The organism is Klenkia soli, from assembly GCF_900103975.1.
Classification (GTDB): domain Bacteria; phylum Actinomycetota; class Actinomycetes; order Mycobacteriales; family Geodermatophilaceae; genus Klenkia; species Klenkia soli.
Window position 1 is genome coordinate 233,740 of the sequence record NZ_FNIR01000009.1, and the last position, 17,532, is coordinate 251,271.

18 protein-coding genes are annotated in these 17,532 nt (G+C 74.5%); 12 read left to right on the forward strand and 6 right to left on the reverse strand.

Annotated features, from left to right (window positions below; genetic code table 11):
• Window positions 1-159: 159 nt before the first annotated feature.
• Window positions 160-897: a hypothetical protein gene (locus BLS67_RS15450; protein ID WP_131801747.1), complete on the reverse strand. Its 738-nt coding sequence runs from the start codon at window positions 895-897 to the stop codon at window positions 160-162.
• Between the two features lie 63 nt (window positions 898-960).
• Here BLS67_RS15450 and BLS67_RS15455 point away from each other — a divergent pair, with 63 nt between their 5' ends.
• Entirely contained in the window at window positions 961-2,070 is a 1,110-nt protein-coding gene (locus tag BLS67_RS15455) for an MBL fold metallo-hydrolase (protein WP_242654119.1), read from the forward strand.
• A 102-nt stretch (window positions 2,071-2,172) separates the two neighbouring features.
• Entirely contained in the window at window positions 2,173-3,156 is a 984-nt protein-coding gene (locus BLS67_RS15460) for a YrzE family protein (protein ID WP_242654120.1), read from the forward strand.
• A gap of 90 nt (window positions 3,157-3,246) precedes the next feature.
• Here BLS67_RS15460 and BLS67_RS15465 read toward each other — a convergent pair whose 3' ends face one another.
• Window positions 3,247-4,104 (reverse strand): Fpg/Nei family DNA glycosylase, encoded by an 858-nt coding sequence (locus tag BLS67_RS15465; RefSeq protein WP_091246770.1) that lies wholly within the window; start codon window positions 4,102-4,104, stop codon window positions 3,247-3,249.
• 71 nt (window positions 4,105-4,175) lie between these two features.
• Here BLS67_RS15465 and BLS67_RS15470 point away from each other — a divergent pair, with 71 nt between their 5' ends.
• On the forward strand, window positions 4,176-5,978 hold the full coding sequence (locus BLS67_RS15470) for an RNA-binding domain-containing protein (RefSeq protein WP_165617612.1): 1,803 nt from the start codon (window positions 4,176-4,178) through the stop codon (window positions 5,976-5,978).
• 8 nt (window positions 5,979-5,986) lie between these two features.
• On the opposite strand, the gene BLS67_RS15475 is transcribed toward BLS67_RS15470, so the two are convergent.
• Entirely contained in the window at window positions 5,987-6,928 is a 942-nt protein-coding gene (locus BLS67_RS15475) for an ABC transporter substrate-binding protein (RefSeq protein ID WP_091246773.1), read from the reverse strand.
• Window positions 6,929-6,966: 38 nt separating this feature from the next.
• A complete protein-coding gene (locus tag BLS67_RS15480) occupies window positions 6,967-8,448 on the reverse strand; it encodes an NAD-dependent malic enzyme (RefSeq protein WP_091246775.1) in 1,482 nt (493 codons plus the stop codon).
• A gap of 123 nt (window positions 8,449-8,571) precedes the next feature.
• Between BLS67_RS15480 and BLS67_RS15485 the strand changes: the two genes are divergently transcribed.
• Window positions 8,572-8,913, forward strand: a complete 342-nt coding sequence (locus BLS67_RS15485; RefSeq protein ID WP_091246777.1) for a PadR family transcriptional regulator — start codon at window positions 8,572-8,574, stop codon at window positions 8,911-8,913.
• Window positions 8,910-9,416: an HAAS signaling domain-containing protein gene (locus BLS67_RS15490; RefSeq protein ID WP_091246779.1), complete on the forward strand. Its 507-nt coding sequence runs from the start codon at window positions 8,910-8,912 to the stop codon at window positions 9,414-9,416. The genes BLS67_RS15485 and BLS67_RS15490 overlap by 4 nt, the downstream gene beginning before the upstream one ends.
• Window positions 9,417-9,437: 21 nt before the next feature.
• Here the strand turns inward: BLS67_RS15490 and BLS67_RS15495 are convergent, their stop codons facing one another.
• Window positions 9,438-10,274: a tryptophan-rich sensory protein gene (locus BLS67_RS15495; protein WP_131801749.1), complete on the reverse strand. Its 837-nt coding sequence runs from the start codon at window positions 10,272-10,274 to the stop codon at window positions 9,438-9,440.
• Between the two features lie 90 nt (window positions 10,275-10,364).
• Between BLS67_RS15495 and BLS67_RS15500 the strand changes: the two genes are divergently transcribed.
• Both BLS67_RS15500 and BLS67_RS15505 read left to right on the forward strand, forming a co-directional pair.
• Window positions 10,365-10,820 carry a MarR family winged helix-turn-helix transcriptional regulator gene (locus tag BLS67_RS15500; protein ID WP_207500641.1) on the forward strand — a complete coding sequence of 152 codons (456 nt, stop codon included), beginning with the start codon at window positions 10,365-10,367 and terminating at the stop codon, window positions 10,818-10,820.
• Between the two features lie 41 nt (window positions 10,821-10,861).
• Window positions 10,862-11,485, forward strand: a complete 624-nt coding sequence (locus tag BLS67_RS15505) for a DedA family protein (RefSeq protein WP_091246786.1) — start codon at window positions 10,862-10,864, stop codon at window positions 11,483-11,485.
• Window positions 11,486-11,489: 4 nt separating this feature from the next.
• On the opposite strand, the gene BLS67_RS15510 is transcribed toward BLS67_RS15505, so the two are convergent.
• Window positions 11,490-11,942: a DUF309 domain-containing protein gene (locus tag BLS67_RS15510; protein ID WP_091246788.1), complete on the reverse strand. Its 453-nt coding sequence runs from the start codon at window positions 11,940-11,942 to the stop codon at window positions 11,490-11,492.
• A gap of 163 nt (window positions 11,943-12,105) precedes the next feature.
• Between BLS67_RS15510 and egtA the strand changes: the two genes are divergently transcribed.
• From egtA to egtE, 5 genes are all read left to right on the forward strand, one after another.
• Window positions 12,106-13,377 carry an ergothioneine biosynthesis glutamate--cysteine ligase EgtA gene (gene egtA, locus BLS67_RS15515; protein WP_165617613.1) on the forward strand — a complete coding sequence of 424 codons (1,272 nt, stop codon included), beginning with the start codon at window positions 12,106-12,108 and terminating at the stop codon, window positions 13,375-13,377.
• Window positions 13,374-14,648, forward strand: coding sequence for an ergothioneine biosynthesis protein EgtB (egtB, locus tag BLS67_RS15520; protein WP_091246789.1), 1,275 nt, complete (start codon window positions 13,374-13,376; stop codon window positions 14,646-14,648). Before egtA ends, egtB begins: the two co-directional genes overlap by 4 nt.
• Complete coding sequence (gene egtC, locus BLS67_RS15525) at window positions 14,641-15,333, forward strand: ergothioneine biosynthesis protein EgtC (protein WP_091246791.1); 693 nt, start codon at window positions 14,641-14,643, stop codon at window positions 15,331-15,333. Before egtB ends, egtC begins: the two co-directional genes overlap by 8 nt.
• Window positions 15,330-16,298: an L-histidine N(alpha)-methyltransferase gene (gene egtD, locus BLS67_RS15530; RefSeq protein ID WP_091246793.1), complete on the forward strand. Its 969-nt coding sequence runs from the start codon at window positions 15,330-15,332 to the stop codon at window positions 16,296-16,298. The genes egtC and egtD overlap by 4 nt, the downstream gene beginning before the upstream one ends.
• Window positions 16,299-16,394: 96 nt before the next feature.
• Window positions 16,395-17,501: an ergothioneine biosynthesis PLP-dependent enzyme EgtE gene (gene egtE / locus BLS67_RS15535; protein WP_242654121.1), complete on the forward strand. Its 1,107-nt coding sequence runs from the start codon at window positions 16,395-16,397 to the stop codon at window positions 17,499-17,501.
• Window positions 17,502-17,532 lie beyond the last annotated feature (31 nt).

Here is a 17,532-nt window from a genome sequence, read left to right on the forward strand (position 1 = left end):
CCGGTCGGTGACCGATCGTGGACGCACAGCGACATACGTGCAGGTCAACGGGCGTGCCGTCGACATCTGTGGTGCCATGGAGGTTACCGAGGACGGGGGGTAACAGGTAATGCCGGACGACGACGCACTGCAGCCGTGGCTGGACGACGACGCCGAGGTCTACGGCCGGCACGCGCACACCGGCCCCCAGCCGCTCATCACCCCGGCCGCCGTGGTGCCGCACGCCCCGCCGGTGCGGGTCACCCGCCGGCCCCGGGCCCGCCGGCTGCGACGGCGTGTCGCCGCCCCGGTGGTCGCCCTGGGCCTGGGGGCCGCCGCGGTCGGCGGGCTGACCCTGCTCGCCGCCGCTGCCCCGGTCGGTTCGAGCCCGGCCGCCGAGGCACCCCCGGCGGTGGTCCCCCCGTTCAGCGGCTCGCCCGCGGCGAGCACCGCGGCGTCCACCCCCTCCTCCACGGTCCCCTCGCCGGCCGCACCGGCGACGACGGACCAGGACCCGGCGGCGGTCCCCACCGGCGGCACGGCGGTCGGCACCACGGCGGCGGCGACACCCCGCCCCGGCACCACCCCGCCGGTGACGACCAGCCAGGCACCCGCCACCACCTCCTCGGCGACCACCGCCCCCGCCGCCGGTTCGTCGGCGCCGGCCACACCCGCACCGGGTCGCGACGGGTCGGCCACGTCCGCCCCGAGCACCCCCACGACCACGACCACGACCCCGACCACGCCGACGACGACCACCACGTCGCCGACGACGACCCCGCCGACGACGACGGCGCCCACGTCGACCACCACCCCCACCACGACGACCCCGACCACCACCACGGCACCCGGGAGCACCACCGCGGGCGGCACCACGACGTCCACCCGCCCCACCGGCACGGGCACCACGACCCCCACGGGGACCACCGGCGCGACGGGCTGACCGCGGCACGGCACCGCCCCGGTGAGCACACTGGTGGCGTGCCGTCCCTCTCGCGCCTCGTCCGGAGCTCCGCGCTCACCGCCGCCCTCGCCGTCCCCGCGCTCGCCGTGGCCCGCGCCGCCTGGGGCGTCCCCGTCTCGATGGGCGCCTCCCGGCGGAAACTGCAGCCGCTCGTGGCCGGCTCCCCGAACTTCTCCGAGGGCAAGTTCCGCAACACCGTGCCCACCACGGCCATCGAGGGCGACCGGGCCGAGATGTTCCGCGACCTGCGGCAGAGCCGCCGCTCCGGAGCGCCGTCGCGGCCCGTGCCGCTGGTCAGCCCGCAGCTGCCCGTGCAGGCCGCCGAGCTCGCGGTCACCTGGTACGGCCACGCCAGCGCGCTGCTCGAGGTCGACGGCGCCCGCGTGCTGGTCGACCCGGTGTGGGGCGAGCGGGTGTCGCCGTCCTCGGTGGTCGGCCCGAAGCGGCTGCACCCGGTGCCCGGCCCGCTCGAGGCCATCCCGCCGGTCGACGCCGTACTGATCAGCCACGACCACTACGACCACCTGGACCTCCCGACGATCCGACGGCTGGTCCACGAGCAGACCGCGCCGTTCGTCGTCCCGCTGGGCATCGGCGAGCACCTGCGCGGCTGGGGCGTGCCCGCCGACCGCGTCGTCGAGCTGGACTGGGACGGCTCGCACACCGTCGGCGAGCTCACGCTGACCTGCGCCGAGGCCCGGCACTTCTCCGGTCGCGGTCTCTCGCGCGACGACACCCTCTGGTCCTCCTGGGTCGTCGCCGGTCCGCGGCACCGGGTGTTCTTCGGCGGCGACACCGGCTACCACCCGGCGTTCGCCGCGATCGGCGCCCAGCACGGCCCATTCGACCTCACGCTGCTGCCGGTCGGCGCCTACGGCAAGCAGTGGCCGGCCATCCACATGGACCCCGAGGAGGCAGTGCGCGCACACGGCGACCTGGGCGGACGGGTCTTCCTCCCCATCCACTGGGCCACGTTCAACCTGGCCTTCCACGCCTGGGCCGAGCCGGTGGAGCGGCTGCTGGCCGCGGCCGGCGACGTCGAGGTCGTCGTCCCCCGGCCCGGCGAGCGGCTGGACCTCACCGACGGCACGCCGACGACCGCGGACTGGTGGTCGGCCGTCGTCTGAGCATCACGGTCCGGCGTCGGCGCGGTTGACCGGCGGCCCCGGCGGGCAACCACCACCTGATCGGGGCCGCCACGGCCCCGGCACCCAACAGGAGGTCGCCCGATGGCCGACGACACCCGGGGGACGACGTCCCCCGACACCGGCTCGAGCACCGTCACCGGTCGCCACGAGGCCCAGCCCGCCGCAGCCCCGCAGGCACCCGGGAACCAGTCCCCCGCCCCGCAGGGCTACGGCAACCAGGCCGCGACCACGGCGGCGTACGGCACGCAGGCCCCCACCGAGGGGTACGGCTCGCAGGCACCGGGCAACCTGTCCCCTGCCGCGTCCGTGCAGGGCAACCAGGCACCGGGCAACCGCGAGCCGATGACCGAGCACGAGCGGGTCGGCACCACGCCCGCCCCGGTCGTGCACGACCGCACGGGCGACCGCGTGGAAGACCGCGTGGCCGACCGGACCACGCACGACCCCCGCGACCGGGACGGCGACGGCCGCGACGACCGCACCGGTGCCGTCCTGCCCGGCAGCGCGAAGGAGATGGCCGCCGCCCAGCGCGCCCGCTACGGCGGCCTGCACATGGGCTCGGCGTTCTTCGGCTGGATGAGCGCCGTGGGCATCGCCGTGATCCTGCTGGCGATCCTGTCCGCGGCCGGGCTGGCCTTCGGCCTCTACTCGACCCTGGGCACCGCGCAGGACGCCGCCGACCAGGCCGACAGCGGCATCGGGCTGGGCGCCGCCATCGCCCTGCTCGTCGTCCTGTTCATCGCCTACCTCGCCGGTGGCTACGTGGCCGGCCGCATGGCCCGGTTCAACGGCACCAAGCAGGGCCTCGGCGTCTGGCTGTGGGGCGTCATCGTGACCGTGCTGGCCGCGCTCGCCGGGCTGGTGCTGGGCACGCAGTACAACGTGTTCGACCAGCTCAACCTGCCGGCTCTGCCGGTCGAGTCCGGGACGGCGACGACCGCCGGCCTGATCGCCCTGGGCGCGGTGCTCGTGGTCACGCTGCTCGGCGCGATGCTGGGCGGCAAGCTCGGGTCGCACTACCACCGCAAGGTCGACCGCGCCGCCTTCGAGCCCGTCGACGCCTGACCCACCCCCCCACCCGAGGCGAAGGATCCTTCGCACCCCCTTCTGGCCCCACGACGGGGTGCAAGGGATCCTTCGCCCGGGGTCGGGGAGCTATCGCAGGAGCTTGGACATCCTGCGGTCGGCCAGCGGCTTGCCGCCGGTCTGGCAGGTCGGGCAGTACTGCAGCGACGTGTCGGCGAACGAGACCTCGCGCACGGTGTCCCCGCAGACCGGGCAGGGCAGACCGGTGCGGGCGTGCACCCGCAGGTTCGCCCGCTTCTCGCCCTTGAGCTTCGCGGCCTGCTGCCCGACCTGGCGCTCCAACGCGTCGGTCAGCGTCGTCCGCACCGCGTCGTAGAGGCGCAGGGACTCGTCGTCGGTGAGCCTGTCCGCGCCCTTGAACGGCGACAGCTTCGCCACGTGCAGGATCTCGTCGGAGTAGGCGTTGCCGATGCCCGAGACCAGCGTCTGGTCAGTCAGGGCACCCTTGAGCTGGCCCTTCCGACCCTTCATCAGCGCCGCGAAGGCCTCGGCGTCCACGGCCAGCGCGTCGGGACCCAGCCGGGCGATGCCCGGCACCTCCGAGGACGGCGACCGGACGACGTAGACCGCCAACCCCTTGCGGGTGCCCTGCTCGGTGAGGTCGAAGCCGGCGCCGTCGTCCAGGTGCACGCGCACCGCCAGCGGGCCCTTGCCCGGCTTCGGCGGCGCGGTGGGCAGCTCGGCCCGCCAGTGCAGCCACCCCGCCCGGGCCAGGTGGACCACCAGGTGGATGCCGGACACGTCGAGGTCGAGGAACTTCCCGGTGCGCGAGGCCCCGGTGACCTCGAGCCCCGCCAGCGACGACAACGGCGGGTCGAACGTCTTCAGCGCCTGGATGCCGGCCAGGTCGACCCTGGTGACCACCTTGCCGACCGCGTTCTCCCGCAGGAACGCCGCCAACGCCTCCACCTCGGGCAACTCGGGCACGGGCTCCTCCTATGACAGTTCATTGATAGCGCGAACCGTTGCCCGCCTTATCAATGGCATATCATTCACTCATGCCCGTCCACCTCGCAACGGCTGATGCGGCTCTGCTGTCGATTGCCGACAACTGGTCCGCGGACGAGGTCGAGCAACAGGTGCTGGACTTCAAGGCCTGCCCTGATGTCCAGCAATCGGGCGTCAGCAAGGCGAAGGAGGCGTTCTACAAGCTCCTGGCCGAGACTGCTGTCTGCTTCGCCAACGCCGAGGGCGGCGTCATCGTGCTCGGGGTACGCGACAAGGCGTCTACCCGGTCCGAGGCGATCAGTGGCGTAGACGTCCGGCGGTTCCCTCTGGACGAGGTGGTGAAGGCGATCTTCGAGCGCACTTCGCCAGCCGTCACCGTGCGCCCAACGGTCCGAGAGCCGGATGGCAAGACGGTGTACGCACTGGAGGTACCGCAGGGGTCAAGTGTCTGCGGCACCACTCAGGGGGTCTACAAGACGCGGGTGGGCGACCGGTGCATGCCCCTCCGTGGAGAGCAGCTCCGAGGATTGAGAACGGTCCGCGAGCGCTACGACTGGTCCTCCGGAGACTCCGGCCTGACCGTGGAAGCCCTCTCCCGCGCAGCCATGGAACGAGCCGCCACCCTGCTCAGACTGAACGGACACGACGAGCTCGCAGCTGCCGCCGAGAACGACGTCTCCGAGTTCTGCAAGAACACGGGCTTGCTGACCGGCGGCCGCCTGACCAGAGCTGCCGTCCTGCTCTTCGGAACTGCCGACGCACTTCGCGACGCCATCCCGGAGTGGGGGGTCAACGTCCAGACACGAGAGAGCCCGGGCTCCGAAGCTCGGGTTCTGCTCCGAGGCACTGACCGGGCGCCCTCACTCGTGGCCCTGCTCGATCAGTTGATCTCCCTGGTCGGCGCCCTCTCAAGAGTGCAGACAATTCGCGTCGGCGCCCAGCAGGTCGATCTCATCGACTATCCGCCGGATGCGCTGCGGGAGATCTTCGCCAACGCCTTCGCTCACCGCGACTGGGAGCAGCCAGGGCTGGTGGAGATCGTCCACTCACCCGACGAGCTGGTCGTGTCCAGCCCAGGGGGTCTTCTGCCGACGCTCAGGGTTGACCGTCTTCTGCATGACGCGGCCTCGCCCCGGAACGAGCTCCTCACCCTGAACCTCGCCCGCCTCAAGCTGGCCGAGATGTCCGGCCTGGGGTTCGATCGGGCCTTCCGTGAGGTCGCACGCCTGGGCAAGGAACCGCCGACATTGGAGGACGGTGTGCGGTTCCGCGTCACACTGCCCGGCGGCCGAGGCGACGAGGCGTTTGCCCGGTTCCTGAGGGGCGATCTCATGCCACCTGAACTGACTGGCGACGTAGACGTCCTCATGATCTTGACTGCCCTCCGCAACGCGAAGTCACTCGATGCCGGAGCTCTCTCAGCCCGCCTTCAGCGTCCGAGCACCGACGTCCAACGCGTTCTGACGCGGATGGAACGGTCGGGGCTTCTGCAACCCACACGCGCAACGGCTCGGCGAACTGCACCGAAGTACGAACTCGCCGCCAGCACGATCGCAGGTATGCGCTCGGCCGTCACGTACGTGAACAGGTCGATCGACGAGGACGACGACAAGATCTTGCGCCACCTGCGCCGTCACGACCGCATCACCAACGAGGACGTCCGCGCCTACCTCGACTGCGACGTGCCTACAGCACGGAACCGACTGACTCGGTTGCGCAAGCGAGGACTGATCGACTTCGCCCCGAACGGCCCGCGGCGCGGTTCGCACGTCGTCTACGTACTCACGGACGACGTCCCGGCACCTACCGTCTCAGCTGCTCCTGGGACTGCTGATCCAGACCGCCTGTTCTGATCGGACCGTCAGCGGGAGGCGGCGATCTCGGTGAGGTCGTCCAGCACGAGGTCAGCGCCCGTGGGGCCCAGGCCCAGGAACCAGCGGCTGTCGTCGATCTCGTACGCCGCACCGGCCTGCACCGGGGGCAGCGACGTCCACAGCTCGCCGGACATCAGCGAGGTCGACTCCGCCACCCCGCCGTCGCCGAAGCCCGGCGACCAGAAGACGACGTCCGAGGTGACCAGGTCCAGCGACTCCGCGGTCAGCTCCACCCGGTTCTCCGGGCTGTCCAGCGCCGCCGGCCAGGTGAACCCGATGTCCTCCAGCACGCTGCCGATGAACGACCCGCGGGCGTAGGCCCGGATCTGGTCACCCCCCATGAACCGCAGGACGGCGACCTCGGTGCCGGCCGGGTCGCCCCAGGCCGCACCGATCTCGGCGACCCGGTCGTCGTAGTCGGCCAGCATCGCCTCCGCCTGGTCGGTCATGCCCAGTGCCTCGGCGTCGAGCAGGAAGTTCTCCTGCCACACCGCGCCGAGGTCCGCGGCCATCACCGTCGGCGCCAGCGCGGACAGCTGGTCGTAGATCGCCTCGTGCCGCACCGTGTTGGTGAGGATCAGGTCCGGCTGCAGCGCGGCCACCGCCTCGAGGTCGGGCTCGGCGATGGACCCGACGACCTGCACGTCGGCGGCGTCGAACCCGTGCGCGGTGGCCAGCTCCTCGAGCAGCCCCTCGGTCTCGACGGTCCCGACCGGCACGACGCCCAGCGCGGTGACGGCGTCCAGCTCGCCGGAGTCGAGGACGACCACGCGCTCGGGCTCGCCGGTGATCTCCGTGGTGCCCATCGCGTGCACCACCGACCGGGTCGTCGCGTCGTCGGCCGCCGCGGGGGCGGCGACGTCGCTGCCGCAACCGGCCAGCAGGGCCCCGACGGCGAGCAGGGCGAGCGGTGCGGTGCGGCGTGCCACGGTGAGCCTCCTGTGCGTTAGGTGAGCCTCACCTTAGATCACACCGGGAGGCCGTCCTCGTCGAGGTCCACGGTCGCGCCCGGGATCTGCCGGGCCGTCTGCTCCACGGCCTTGGCCACCGCTTCGGTGGCTGCGGCGTCGAACACGCTCGGGATGATGTAGTTGGCGTTGAGCTGGTCGTCCCGGACGACGGCGGCCAGCGCGTCGGCCGCGGCCAGCAGCATCCCGGGGCGGATCTCGGTCGCGCGGGCGTCCAGCAGGCCCCGGAACACCCCCGGGAAGGCCAGCACGTTGTTGATCTGGTTGGGCAGGTCCGACCGGCCCGACGCCACGACCGCGCAGTGCGCCCGCGCCCGGATCGGGTCGACCTCCGGGGTCGGGTTGGCCATGGGGAACACGATCGAGCGCTCGGCCATGTGCTGCAGCGCCTCGACCGGCAGGACGTTGCCGGCGCTCACGCCGATGAAGACGTCGGCGCCGACCAGGGCGTCGGGCAGCTCGCCCCGCACGCACGCGGGGTTGGTGCGCCGCGCGAGGTCCAGCTTCGCCGGCGAGAGCCGGTCGTCGTCCGGGGAGAGGATGCCCTCGCGGTCCCACACCAGCACGTGCCGGGCACCGGCCTCCAGCAGCAGGGTGACGATCGCCGTCCCCGCTGCGCCGCCGCCGGCGACGACCACCCGGACCTCGGCCAGCTCCTTGTCCACCACCCGCAGCGCGTTGCGCAGCGCCGCCAGGGCCACGATCGCCGTCCCGTGCTGGTCGTCGTGGAAGACCGGGATGTCGAGCTTGTCGCGCAACCGGGCCTCGATCTCGAAGCACCGCGGCGCGGCGATGTCCTCGAGGTTGATGCCGCCGAAGCCGGGGGCGATGAGCTCGACCGTCCGCACGATCTCGTCGACGTCCTGGGTGTCCAGGCAGATCGGCCAGGCGTCGATGTCGGCGAACCGCTTGAACAGCGCTGCCTTGCCCTCCATCACCGGCAGCGAGGCACCGGGCCCGATGTCGCCCAGGCCGAGCACGGCGGACCCGTCGGTGACGACGGCGACCGTGTTGCCCTTGATGGTCAGCCGGCGGACGTCCTCGGGGTGGTCGGCCAGCGCCAGGCAGACCCGGGCGACCCCGGGCGTGTAGGCCATCGAGAGGTCGTCGCGGGTCTTCAGCGGGACCTTCGAGCTGACCTCGATCTTGCCGCCCAGGTGGAGCAGGAAGGTGCGGTCGCTGACCTTGCGCACGTGCACGTTGTCCACGGCGTCGAGCGCGGCGACGACCTCCTCGGAGTGGGCGGCGTCCGCGGCCGAGCAGGTGACGTCGACGGTCAGGCCGTCCGACCGGGACTCGACGACGTCGATCGCGGTCACCGCACCGCCGGCCGAGCCCACGGCGGTGGCGATCCGCCCGATGCTGGCCGGGTCGCCGTCGGCCGAGAGCCGCACGGTGATCGAGTAGGACGCCGAGGTGACCGGCCCGCGCACCGGCGGGGTCTGCGCGGGCGTCGGGGAGGGGGTGTCGATGGTCGTCACGGCGTCGATGCTGACCGGCCGAGGGGGTCCGGTCCACCCCTGGGCCGCCGAACGTTGTGACCGGAATCCCTCAGGCTCGCTGACTAGCTTGTGCCGCTGACTAGTAGGTACTACCTTCTAGTCATGACCGATGACCTGCCGACCGAGTGGCTGCGGGCGGTGCTGCCCCTGGCGGTGCTGGCCGTGGTGGCCGAGGAGGAGACCTACGGCTACGCGGTCGCCCAGCAGCTGCAGGCCGGCGGGCTCGGCGCGGTCAAGGGCGGCACCCTCTACCCGGTGCTCAACCGGCTCGAGGCCGAGGGGCTGCTGACGTCGTCCTGGCGCGAGGGCGTCGGCGGCCCCGGCCGCAAGTTCTTCGCGGTGACGCCCGCCGGCCGCGACCAGCTCGCCCGCCGCAGTGCCGCCTGGCACACCTTCACCGAGCAGGCCCGCGGCCTGCTCCCGGACCCGAGGAGCACGCGATGACCAGCCCCGAGACGATCACCGAGTACCGCGAGGCCCTCGTGCTGCACCTGCGGCTGCAGGAGGTCCCGGCCGACCGCATCGGCGAGATCGTCGCCGAGGTCGAGAGCCACGTGGCCGACACCGGCGAGGACCCCGCCGACGCCTTCGGGTCCCCCCGCGACTACGCCCGCAGCCTCACCGACGAGCACCGCAAGCCGCCGTGGTGGTGGACGACGACCACCCTGGTGCTGGCCGCGGCTGCCGGGTGGCTCATCGGCCAGGGCGCCTTCGCCGTCCTGCTCGGCGAGCCCTACTGGGGCAGGTCCGGCTGGCTCTGGCTGGCCACCGGGGTGGCCCTCGGCGTCCCGCCCGCCTACATGGTCAGCCGGCGTTCCCAGGAGGTGCGCGACCCCCGCACCGGCGAACCCCTCGTCCGCACCCCCCGCTGGGCCGCCGTCGGCTTCTACCTGATCCCGGTCGCGATCGTGCTCGTCGGCTGGGTCGCCGTCCTGCTCGCCCGCTGACGGCGACCCGGCAGGTCCGACTCAGCCGAGGAGGACGGACCCGGTGCTGGTCCGGGACGACGACGCCCGCACCACCAGGGACACGAGGACGACGGCGGCGGCTCCCAGCGCGGCGACGGTGACCGGCAGCGGTCCACCGGCGACGGCGATCGCGACCAGGCCCCAGACCACGGCCGCGGCGAACGGACCGGCGGCGACCCGCGAGCTCAGCACGACGAACGCCCCGACCACCGCGACGGCCACCATCGCGACCACCGCCCACACCTCCGACGAGGTGGTGGCGGGGTCGGCGCCCAGGGCCACGCCGGTGTTGCCGACCTGGGCCACGGGAGCCACGGTCACCCAGCCCAGCAGCAGGCCGGCGGTGGCCGCCGGCAGCGCCCGGGCCCAGCCACGCAGGTCACCGCGCACGTCGTCGCGCTGCAGCCGGGCGAACCCGACCGCCGCGGCCGCGGTGATGCCGAAGATCAGCACCTGGGTGACGTACTGCCACGCGCCGCCGAAGGGGTAGACGGTCTCCCAGACGGCGTTGCCGGCGAACGCGGCGGCCAGCGGCCAGCCGGTCGCCCGGTGCACCAGCCGCGAGCGCTGGGCGGGGAGCGCCTGGTAGACGGCCCAGGCCAGCGAGCCGAGGAAGATCAGGCCCCAGATGCTGAACGCGTAGCCGGCCGGGGTGACCAGCGAGCGGGCGCCGTCGCTGACGTCACCGACGCTGCGGCCGGACAGCGCACTGCCCAGCGGGCTCCCCACCACCTGGGCGACGGCGGCCACCACCACCGCCACCACCCGGGTGGTGTCCGACCGCAGGGCGCCCGGGGCCTCCTGCCGGGACGGGGTGTGCACACGCGTGCTGGTCATGATCTGCTCCTCCTGCACCTCGACGGTGCGACCTCTCGACGACGAGGTCTCTCTACCGTCGAAGCATCCAGGGCAAACGTGCGGTCGGAGGTGACGGTGGACGCGGTCGAGCGCGAGGTCGTGCTGCTGCTGCGCGAGGTGTCCGTGGTCAGCAACCGCACGGCCGCCGTCTTCGGCGAGACCCACGACCTGCACCGCACCGACCTCGACGCGCTGGCCGTCGTCGTCGGGGCGGCGATGGGCGGGGTGGAGATGACCCCGGGGCGGCTGGCCACCGAGCTGCGGCTGTCCTCGGCCGCCACCACGGCGCTCGTCGACCGGCTGGAGCGGGCCGGCCACCTGGTCCGCGAGCGCAGCACCACCGACCGGCGCCAGGTCGTGCTGCGGGTGCAGGACCGCGCCCGCGAGCTCGCGCGCGAGTTCTTCACCCCGATGGCCGACGACGTCGGGGCCGTCCTCGCCGACATGAGCCCGGACGACGTCGCCGTGGTCGCCCGGTTCCTCCGCCGGGCCGTGGCGGCGCTGGGACCCGCAGCGCAGGACTAGTTGCGCGTTACACGATCTTGCTGCGCGGGCATGGGCGGGCCGTGGACGAGATCCTGCAGGCCCTGCTCAGCACCCCGCGGGGCACCGGTCTGGCCGTGATCGCCGTCGTGCTGGTCGCCGAGTCCGGCCTGCTGGCCGGCATGCTGCTGCCCGGCAGCACCGCCGCGCTGGCCGCCGGCTGGCTGTCGGTCAACCGCGGGCTCCCGCTGCCGCTGGTGATCGCCGTCGTCACCGCCGCGACCGTGGCCGGCGCCCACCTGTCGTGGTGGCGGGGCCGGCACACCGACGCCCCGGCGAAGGTGCAGGGCCGGCTCCGCACGCTGCTCACCAGGGTGTTCGCGGGCCTCCGCCGGCACCCGCTGGTCGTCGTGGCGGTGGCCCAGTGCGTGGCCGGCACCCGCACGCTCACCCCCCGGGCGGCCGCGGCCGCAGGGGTGTCCTACCGACGCTTCGCCGTCGCCCAGCTGGTCGGCGCGACGGCGTGGGCCAGCGTGCTCGTGGTCAGCGGGCGCTCCGCCGCGTCGCTGGTCCCGCCGCTGGACCCCGACCTCTACGCCACCGTGCCGCTGGTGGTCGGCCTGGTCGTCGCCGCGGTGATCGCGGTCAAGGTGGTCCGCCGGCACCGCTCGGCCGGCCAGCCCGCGCCCGTCCCCGCGCCCGCCTGACCCCTCACCGCAGGCGGGGCGGCTCCGCCGGCGCCGTGACGTCGACCGCCCGCGCCCACCGGGCCAGCACCTCGCCGTCCACCCCCAGGCCGGCCGCCACGTCCGCCGCCGCGGCCACGTGCCCGGCACCCCGGTCCAGCAGCGTGCGGGCCCCGGCCGCGTTGCCGCGCGCCGCGTGGGTGAGGCCGACGGCGACCTGGGCCAGTCCGCGCCACAGCTCGCGCTGGTCGGCGGGCCCGGTCTTCCAGGCGTCCTCGAGCACCTCGTGGGCGTGGAAGGGACGGCCGGCGTCCAGCAACCGCTGGGCCTCGTCGAGGGTCTCCTCCGGGGTGCGGACGACGCCCTCCGGCGCGCGCTCGACGCCGGGCGCCCCGTGCGGCAGCGGACGGCCCAGCCCGTCCCGTGGGCGGGCGTTGCGGGCCCGCCCCTCGGCGTCCCGGTCGCGCGGTGCGGTCACGGCCCCATCCTCCGCCCGCGGATGGCCATCGGGTGACAACTCACCTGCGCGGTTGCCGAGGTCCCCTGCCGCGTGCACCCTGGAGAGCGAGGACGGCCCGCCCCGCGCAGGTCGCCCCCGCACCGACCCGCGGTCGTCGTCGACCGGTCCGGACCTGGAGGGGGTGACCGCACCCGTGTTCGTGGACGAGCAGGCCGTGCACCAGCTGGACGGCGTCGAGGACGCCCGTGCCCACGTGCAGGCCACCGCGCTCACGCCGGCCGAGCCCGGCCCGGTCGGCCTGGAGCTCGAGGCGCACCTGGTCGACCTGCGGTCACCGGCCGCCCGGGTGCCCTGGGCGCGCATCACCGCCGTGGTCGACGCCCTGCCGCCGCTCCCCGGGCGCAGCCGGGTGACGCTGGAGCCCGGTGGGCAGGTCGAGCTGTCCGGCCCACCCGCACCCGGGGTGGCGGACGCCGTGGCCCGGCTGCGCGCCGACACCGCCGTCGTCCGGTCCGCCCTGGCCGCCGAGGGCCTGGGCCTGGCCGCGCTGGGCACGGACCCGCTGCGACCGACCGGGCGGGTCAGCCCCGGCCCCCGCTACCTGGCGATGGAGCAGCACTTCGCGGCCATCGGCTGCCCCGGGGCGGGTGCGGCGATGATGACCTCGACGGCGTCCCTGCAGGTCAACCTCGAGGCCGGGCCCGCGTCGGCGCACCGCGACCGCGTGGCGCTGGTGCACGCGCTGGGCCCGGTGCTGGTCGCCGTCTCGGCGTCCTCGCCCCTGCTGGCCGGTCGCGAGACCGGCTGGGCCTCCACCCGGCAGCAGGTGTGGGGCGACCTGGACCAGGCCCGCTGCGGCCCGCTGCTGGGCCGGCGCGACCCGGCCGAGGAGTGGGCCGACTACGCCCTCGCCGCGCCGGTGATGCTGGTGCGCTGGACCGACGACGGCGGCGCCGAGCCGGTGGCCGGCCGGGTGCCGTTCGCCGACTGGGCCGCGGGCCGCACCCTGCTGGGCGGTCGCCGTCCCACCACCGGCGACCTCGACTACCACCTGACCACGCTGTTCCCGCCGGTCCGGCCGCGCGGGTTCCTGGAGATCCGCTACCTGGACGCCGCCCCCGAGCCGTGGTGGCCGGCGCTGGCCGCGGTCACCGCCACCCTGCTCGACGACCCGGTCGCCGCCGACCTCGCGGCGGAGGCGTGCCTGCCCGTCGTCGGCCGCTGGACCGACGCCGCCCGGCACGGCCTCGCCGACACGCAGCTGCACGCCGCCGCCCGGGCCTGCCTCGAGGCCGTCGCCGACCTCGTCCCCCCAGCCCTGCGCCCCGAGGTGCACGCCCTGGCCGAGCTCGTCGCGGCCGGCCGCAGCCCCGGCGACGCCGTCCTGACCACGGCCCGCACGTCGGGCCCCAAGGCCGCCCTGCTCGCGGCCACGAAGGAGGAACCGGCATGACCGACATCAGCAGCAGCATCGACACCGTCGTCCGCGACCTCGCGGCCGCCCGCGAGCGCACGCTGCACCTGACCGACCTCGACGAGCCCGAGCTGCTCCGCCAGCACGACCCGCTGATGAGCCCGCTGGTCTGGGACCTCGCGCACATCGGCCAGCAGGAGGACCTCTGGCTGCTGCGCGGTGGCCAGGCCGGCCGGTGCGGCATCCTGCCGCCCGACGTCGAGCAGCTCTACGACGCCTTCACCCACCCCCGCGCGGTGCGGGCCGAGCTCCCCCTGCTGCCGCCGGTCGAGGCCCGCCGGTACGTGGGCGAGGTCCGCGCCCGGGTGCTCGACCGGGTGGCCGACGCCGACGCGTTCGAGGTGGCGATGGTGGTCAGCCACGAGCAGCAGCACGACGAGACGATGCTGCAGACCCTGCAGCTGCGCTCGGGCCCGGCCCTGCTCGGCACCGGCACCCCGCTGCCCCCGGGGCGGCCCGGTGTCGCCGGCACACGGGTGCTGGTCCCCGGCGGGCCGGTCCAGATCGGCGTCGACGGCACCGCCGAGCCGTTCAGCCTGGACAACGAGCGGCCCGCGCACACCGTCGACGTCGCGGCCTTCGCGATCGGGCGGGTGCCGGTGACGACCGCCGAGTACGCGCAGTTCGTCGGCGACGGCGGCTACGCCCGCCCCGACCTGTGGACGACGCGGGGCTGGCAGGTGCGCACCGACATGGGTCTCGAGCACCCGATGGGCTGGCACGGCGACGGCACACGCACCCGGTTCGGCGTGGTCGAGGAGGTGCCCGCCGACGAGCCCGTCCAGCACATCAGCTGGTTCGAGGCCGACGCCTACGCCCGCTGGGCCGGCGCGCGGCTGCCCACCGAGGTCGAGTGGGAGAAGGCCGCGGCCTGGGACCCCGCAGCCGGCCGGCGCCGCCGCCACCCCTGGGGTGACACCGAGCCCACCGCCGAGCTCACCGACCTGGGCGGCACGTCGCTGCGGCCGGCCCCGGTCGGCGCGTACCCCGCCGGCGCCTCGGCCTACGGGGTCGAGCAGCTGCTGGGCGGGGTCTGGGAGTGGACGTCCTCGGACTTCACCGCGTGGCCGGGCTTCACCCCGATGCTCTACGCCGACTACTCCGCCCCGTTCTTCGGCGGCGACTACAAGGTCCTGCGCGGCGGGGCCTGGTCGGTCGGCCCCTCGATCCTGCGGCCGAGCTTCCGCAACTGGGACCACCCGCAGCGGCGGCAGGTCTTCAGCGGCGTCCGGCTGGCCTGGGATGTGTAGGCACCTCGCCTACCTGGGTCGCGCCCGCAGCCTGGCCTCGCTGGTGCTCGCGCCGCCGTCCTCGCTGCTCGTGCAGTCCTACGCCCCCCGCCGGCAGCGGCACGGCACGGTGAACGCCGACGGCTGGGGCGTGGGCTGGTGGGCCCCCGAGGTCGCCGAGCCGGCGAGGTGGCGGTCGGCGTCCCCGCTGTGGGGGTCGGCGTCCTTCGCGTCGGTCGCCCCGGCCGTGGCGTCGTCCTGCGTGCTGGCCGCCGTCCGGTCCGCCACCGCCGGCATGCCGATCGACGAGTCCGCGGCCGCGCCGTTCACCGACGGCCGGTGGCTGATCTCGCACAACGGCCGGGTCGACCGCGCCGTGCTGCCCCCGGCCGCCGCGGTGGCCGCCGAGAGCGTCTGCGACAGCGCCCAGCTGGCCTCCCTGGTGTTCGCCACCGGGGTCGATGCCCTGGGCGAGGTGGTCCGCGAGGTCGGCGGGCGCGACCCCGGCGCCCGGCTCAACATGCTGGCCGCCGACGGCACCCGCCTGCTGGCCACCACCTGGGGCGACACCCTCTCGGTGCTCGAGACCCCCGAGGGCACCGTGCTGGCCAGCGAGCCCTACGACGACGACCCCCGCTGGACCGACGTCCCCGACCGGCACCTGGTGCAGGTCACCCCCGACGGCACCACCCTGGAGCAGCTGTGACCTTCACCCTCACCGACCACCTCGGCCCCGTCGACGCCGGCGCCGCCCTGCGCGCCGACGTGCAGGCCGGCCTCACCGCGACCCCGAAGACCCTGCCGCCGACCTGGTTCTACGACGCCCGGGGCAGCGAGCTGTTCGACGAGATCACCCGGCTGCCCGAGTACTACCCGACCCGGGCCGAGCGGTCGATCCTCGTCGAGCACGCCGACGAGGTCGCCGTCCTGTCCGGGGCCGACACCCTCGTCGAGCTGGGCAGCGGGACGTCGGAGAAGACCCGGTTGCTGCTCGAGTCGCTCACCACCGCCGGCACGCTGCGCCGCTTCGTGCCCTTCGACGTCGACCCCACCGTGCTGCGGCACGCCGGCGAGGTGATCGGCGAGCAGTTCCCGGGCCTCGCCGTCGACGCCGCGGTCGGCGACTTCACCGTGCACCTGGGCAAGCTGCCCCGCGAGGGCGTGCGGCTGGTGGCGTTCCTGGGCTCGACGATCGGCAACCTGGAGCCCGGGCCGCGGGCGGCGTTCCTCGCCGACGTCGGCGCGATGCTCGACCCGGGCGACTGGTTCCTGCTGGGCACCGACCTGGTGAAGGACACCGACCGGCTGGTGGCCGCCTACGACGACGCCGCCGGGGTCACCGCGGCGTTCAACGAGAACGTGCTGGCCGTGGTCAACCGCGAGCTGGACGCCGACGCCGACCTCGCCGCGTTCGAGCACGTGGCGGTGTGGGACGCCGAGAACTCCTGGATCGAGATGCGGCTGCGCTCGGCCCGCGACCAGGTCGTGCACATCGGCGCGCTGGACCTCGACGTCCCCTTCGCCGCCGGCGAGGACCTGCGCACCGAGGTGTCGACCAAGTTCACCGTCGAGGGAGTCGCCGCCGAGCTGGCTGCTGCGGGCCTGCGGGTGGCGGAGTGCTGGACCGACGAGGACGGCGACTTCGCCCTCACCCTCGCCACGCCGGTCTGAGCCGCGCCTCACTCCGGCATGGGAGCCCATGCCCCCACCTCCGGGGCCCATGACCGGGTGCATGGGCTCCCATGCCGGGTGCAGGAGGATGAGCGGGTGACCCTTCCCCACTCCGAGCTCGGCGCTGCCTGGCGGGCCGCACGGCCCCGACCGGCCGGCGTGCACCTGGACTCCGCGGCGTGCAGCCGGCAGTCGGTCAAGGTGCTCGACGCCGTCGCCCACCACGCGCGGCACGAGGCCGAGGTCGGCGGTTACGTGGCCGAGGAGTCCGCCGAGCTGCTGATGCAGCAGGGCAGGTCGGTGCTCGCCGGGCTGGTCGGCATGGCCGCGGCCGACGTCTCGTTCACCGAGAGCGCGTCGGCGTCGGTCCGGGTCCTGCTCGACGCCTGGCGGCTGCCCGCCGGTTCCCGGGTCGCCGTCGCACCCGGCGAGTACCACCCCAACCTCGCCGCGCTGGCCCACCACGGCCTCGAGCCGGTCGTGCTGGCCGCCGACGACCTGGGCCGGGTGGACGTCGAGGCGCTGGGCCGGCTGCTGCGCTCGGACCCGCCGGCCGCGGTGCACCTGACCGTGGTGGCCAGCCACCGCGCCGTCGTCCAGCCGTGGGTCGAGGTGTCCCGGCTGTGCCGGGCCACCGGGGTGCCGCTGGTCGTGGACGTCGCCCAGGGGCTGGGCCAGGTCGACTGCGACATCCCGGCCGACGCCGTGTACGGCACCTCGCGCAAGTGGCTGGCCGGCCCGCGCGGGGTGGGGTTCCTGGTCACCCGGCCGGCGTTCCGGGCACAGTTCACCCCGGTGCAGGGCGACCCAGCCGACGCGCTGTCCTTCGAGACGCACGACGCGCACGTCGCCGGCCGGGTCGGGCTGACCCTGGCGATCGGCGAGCACCTGGCCGCCGGCCCGGTCGCGGTGCGAGAGCGGTTGGCCGGCATCGGGCGGGCCGTGCGCGAGCGGCTGGCGGCGGTGCCCGGCTGGCAGGTCGTCGAGCCCGTGGGCGAGCCGACCGCGGCCACCACCCTGACCGGCCCGGACGTCGAGGACACCCACGCCCGGCTGCGCGCCGAGCACGGCATCGTCACCACGCTGTGCCTGCCCGCCCGGGCGCCCGGCGAGATGCGGGTGCCCGTGCTGCGGGTCTCGCCGCACCTGGACGTGACCGAGTCGGAGATCGAGGTGCTGGCCTCAGCCCTGCAGACGGGATGATCGACCGAACTGCTGGGCTGGTGATCCCGTG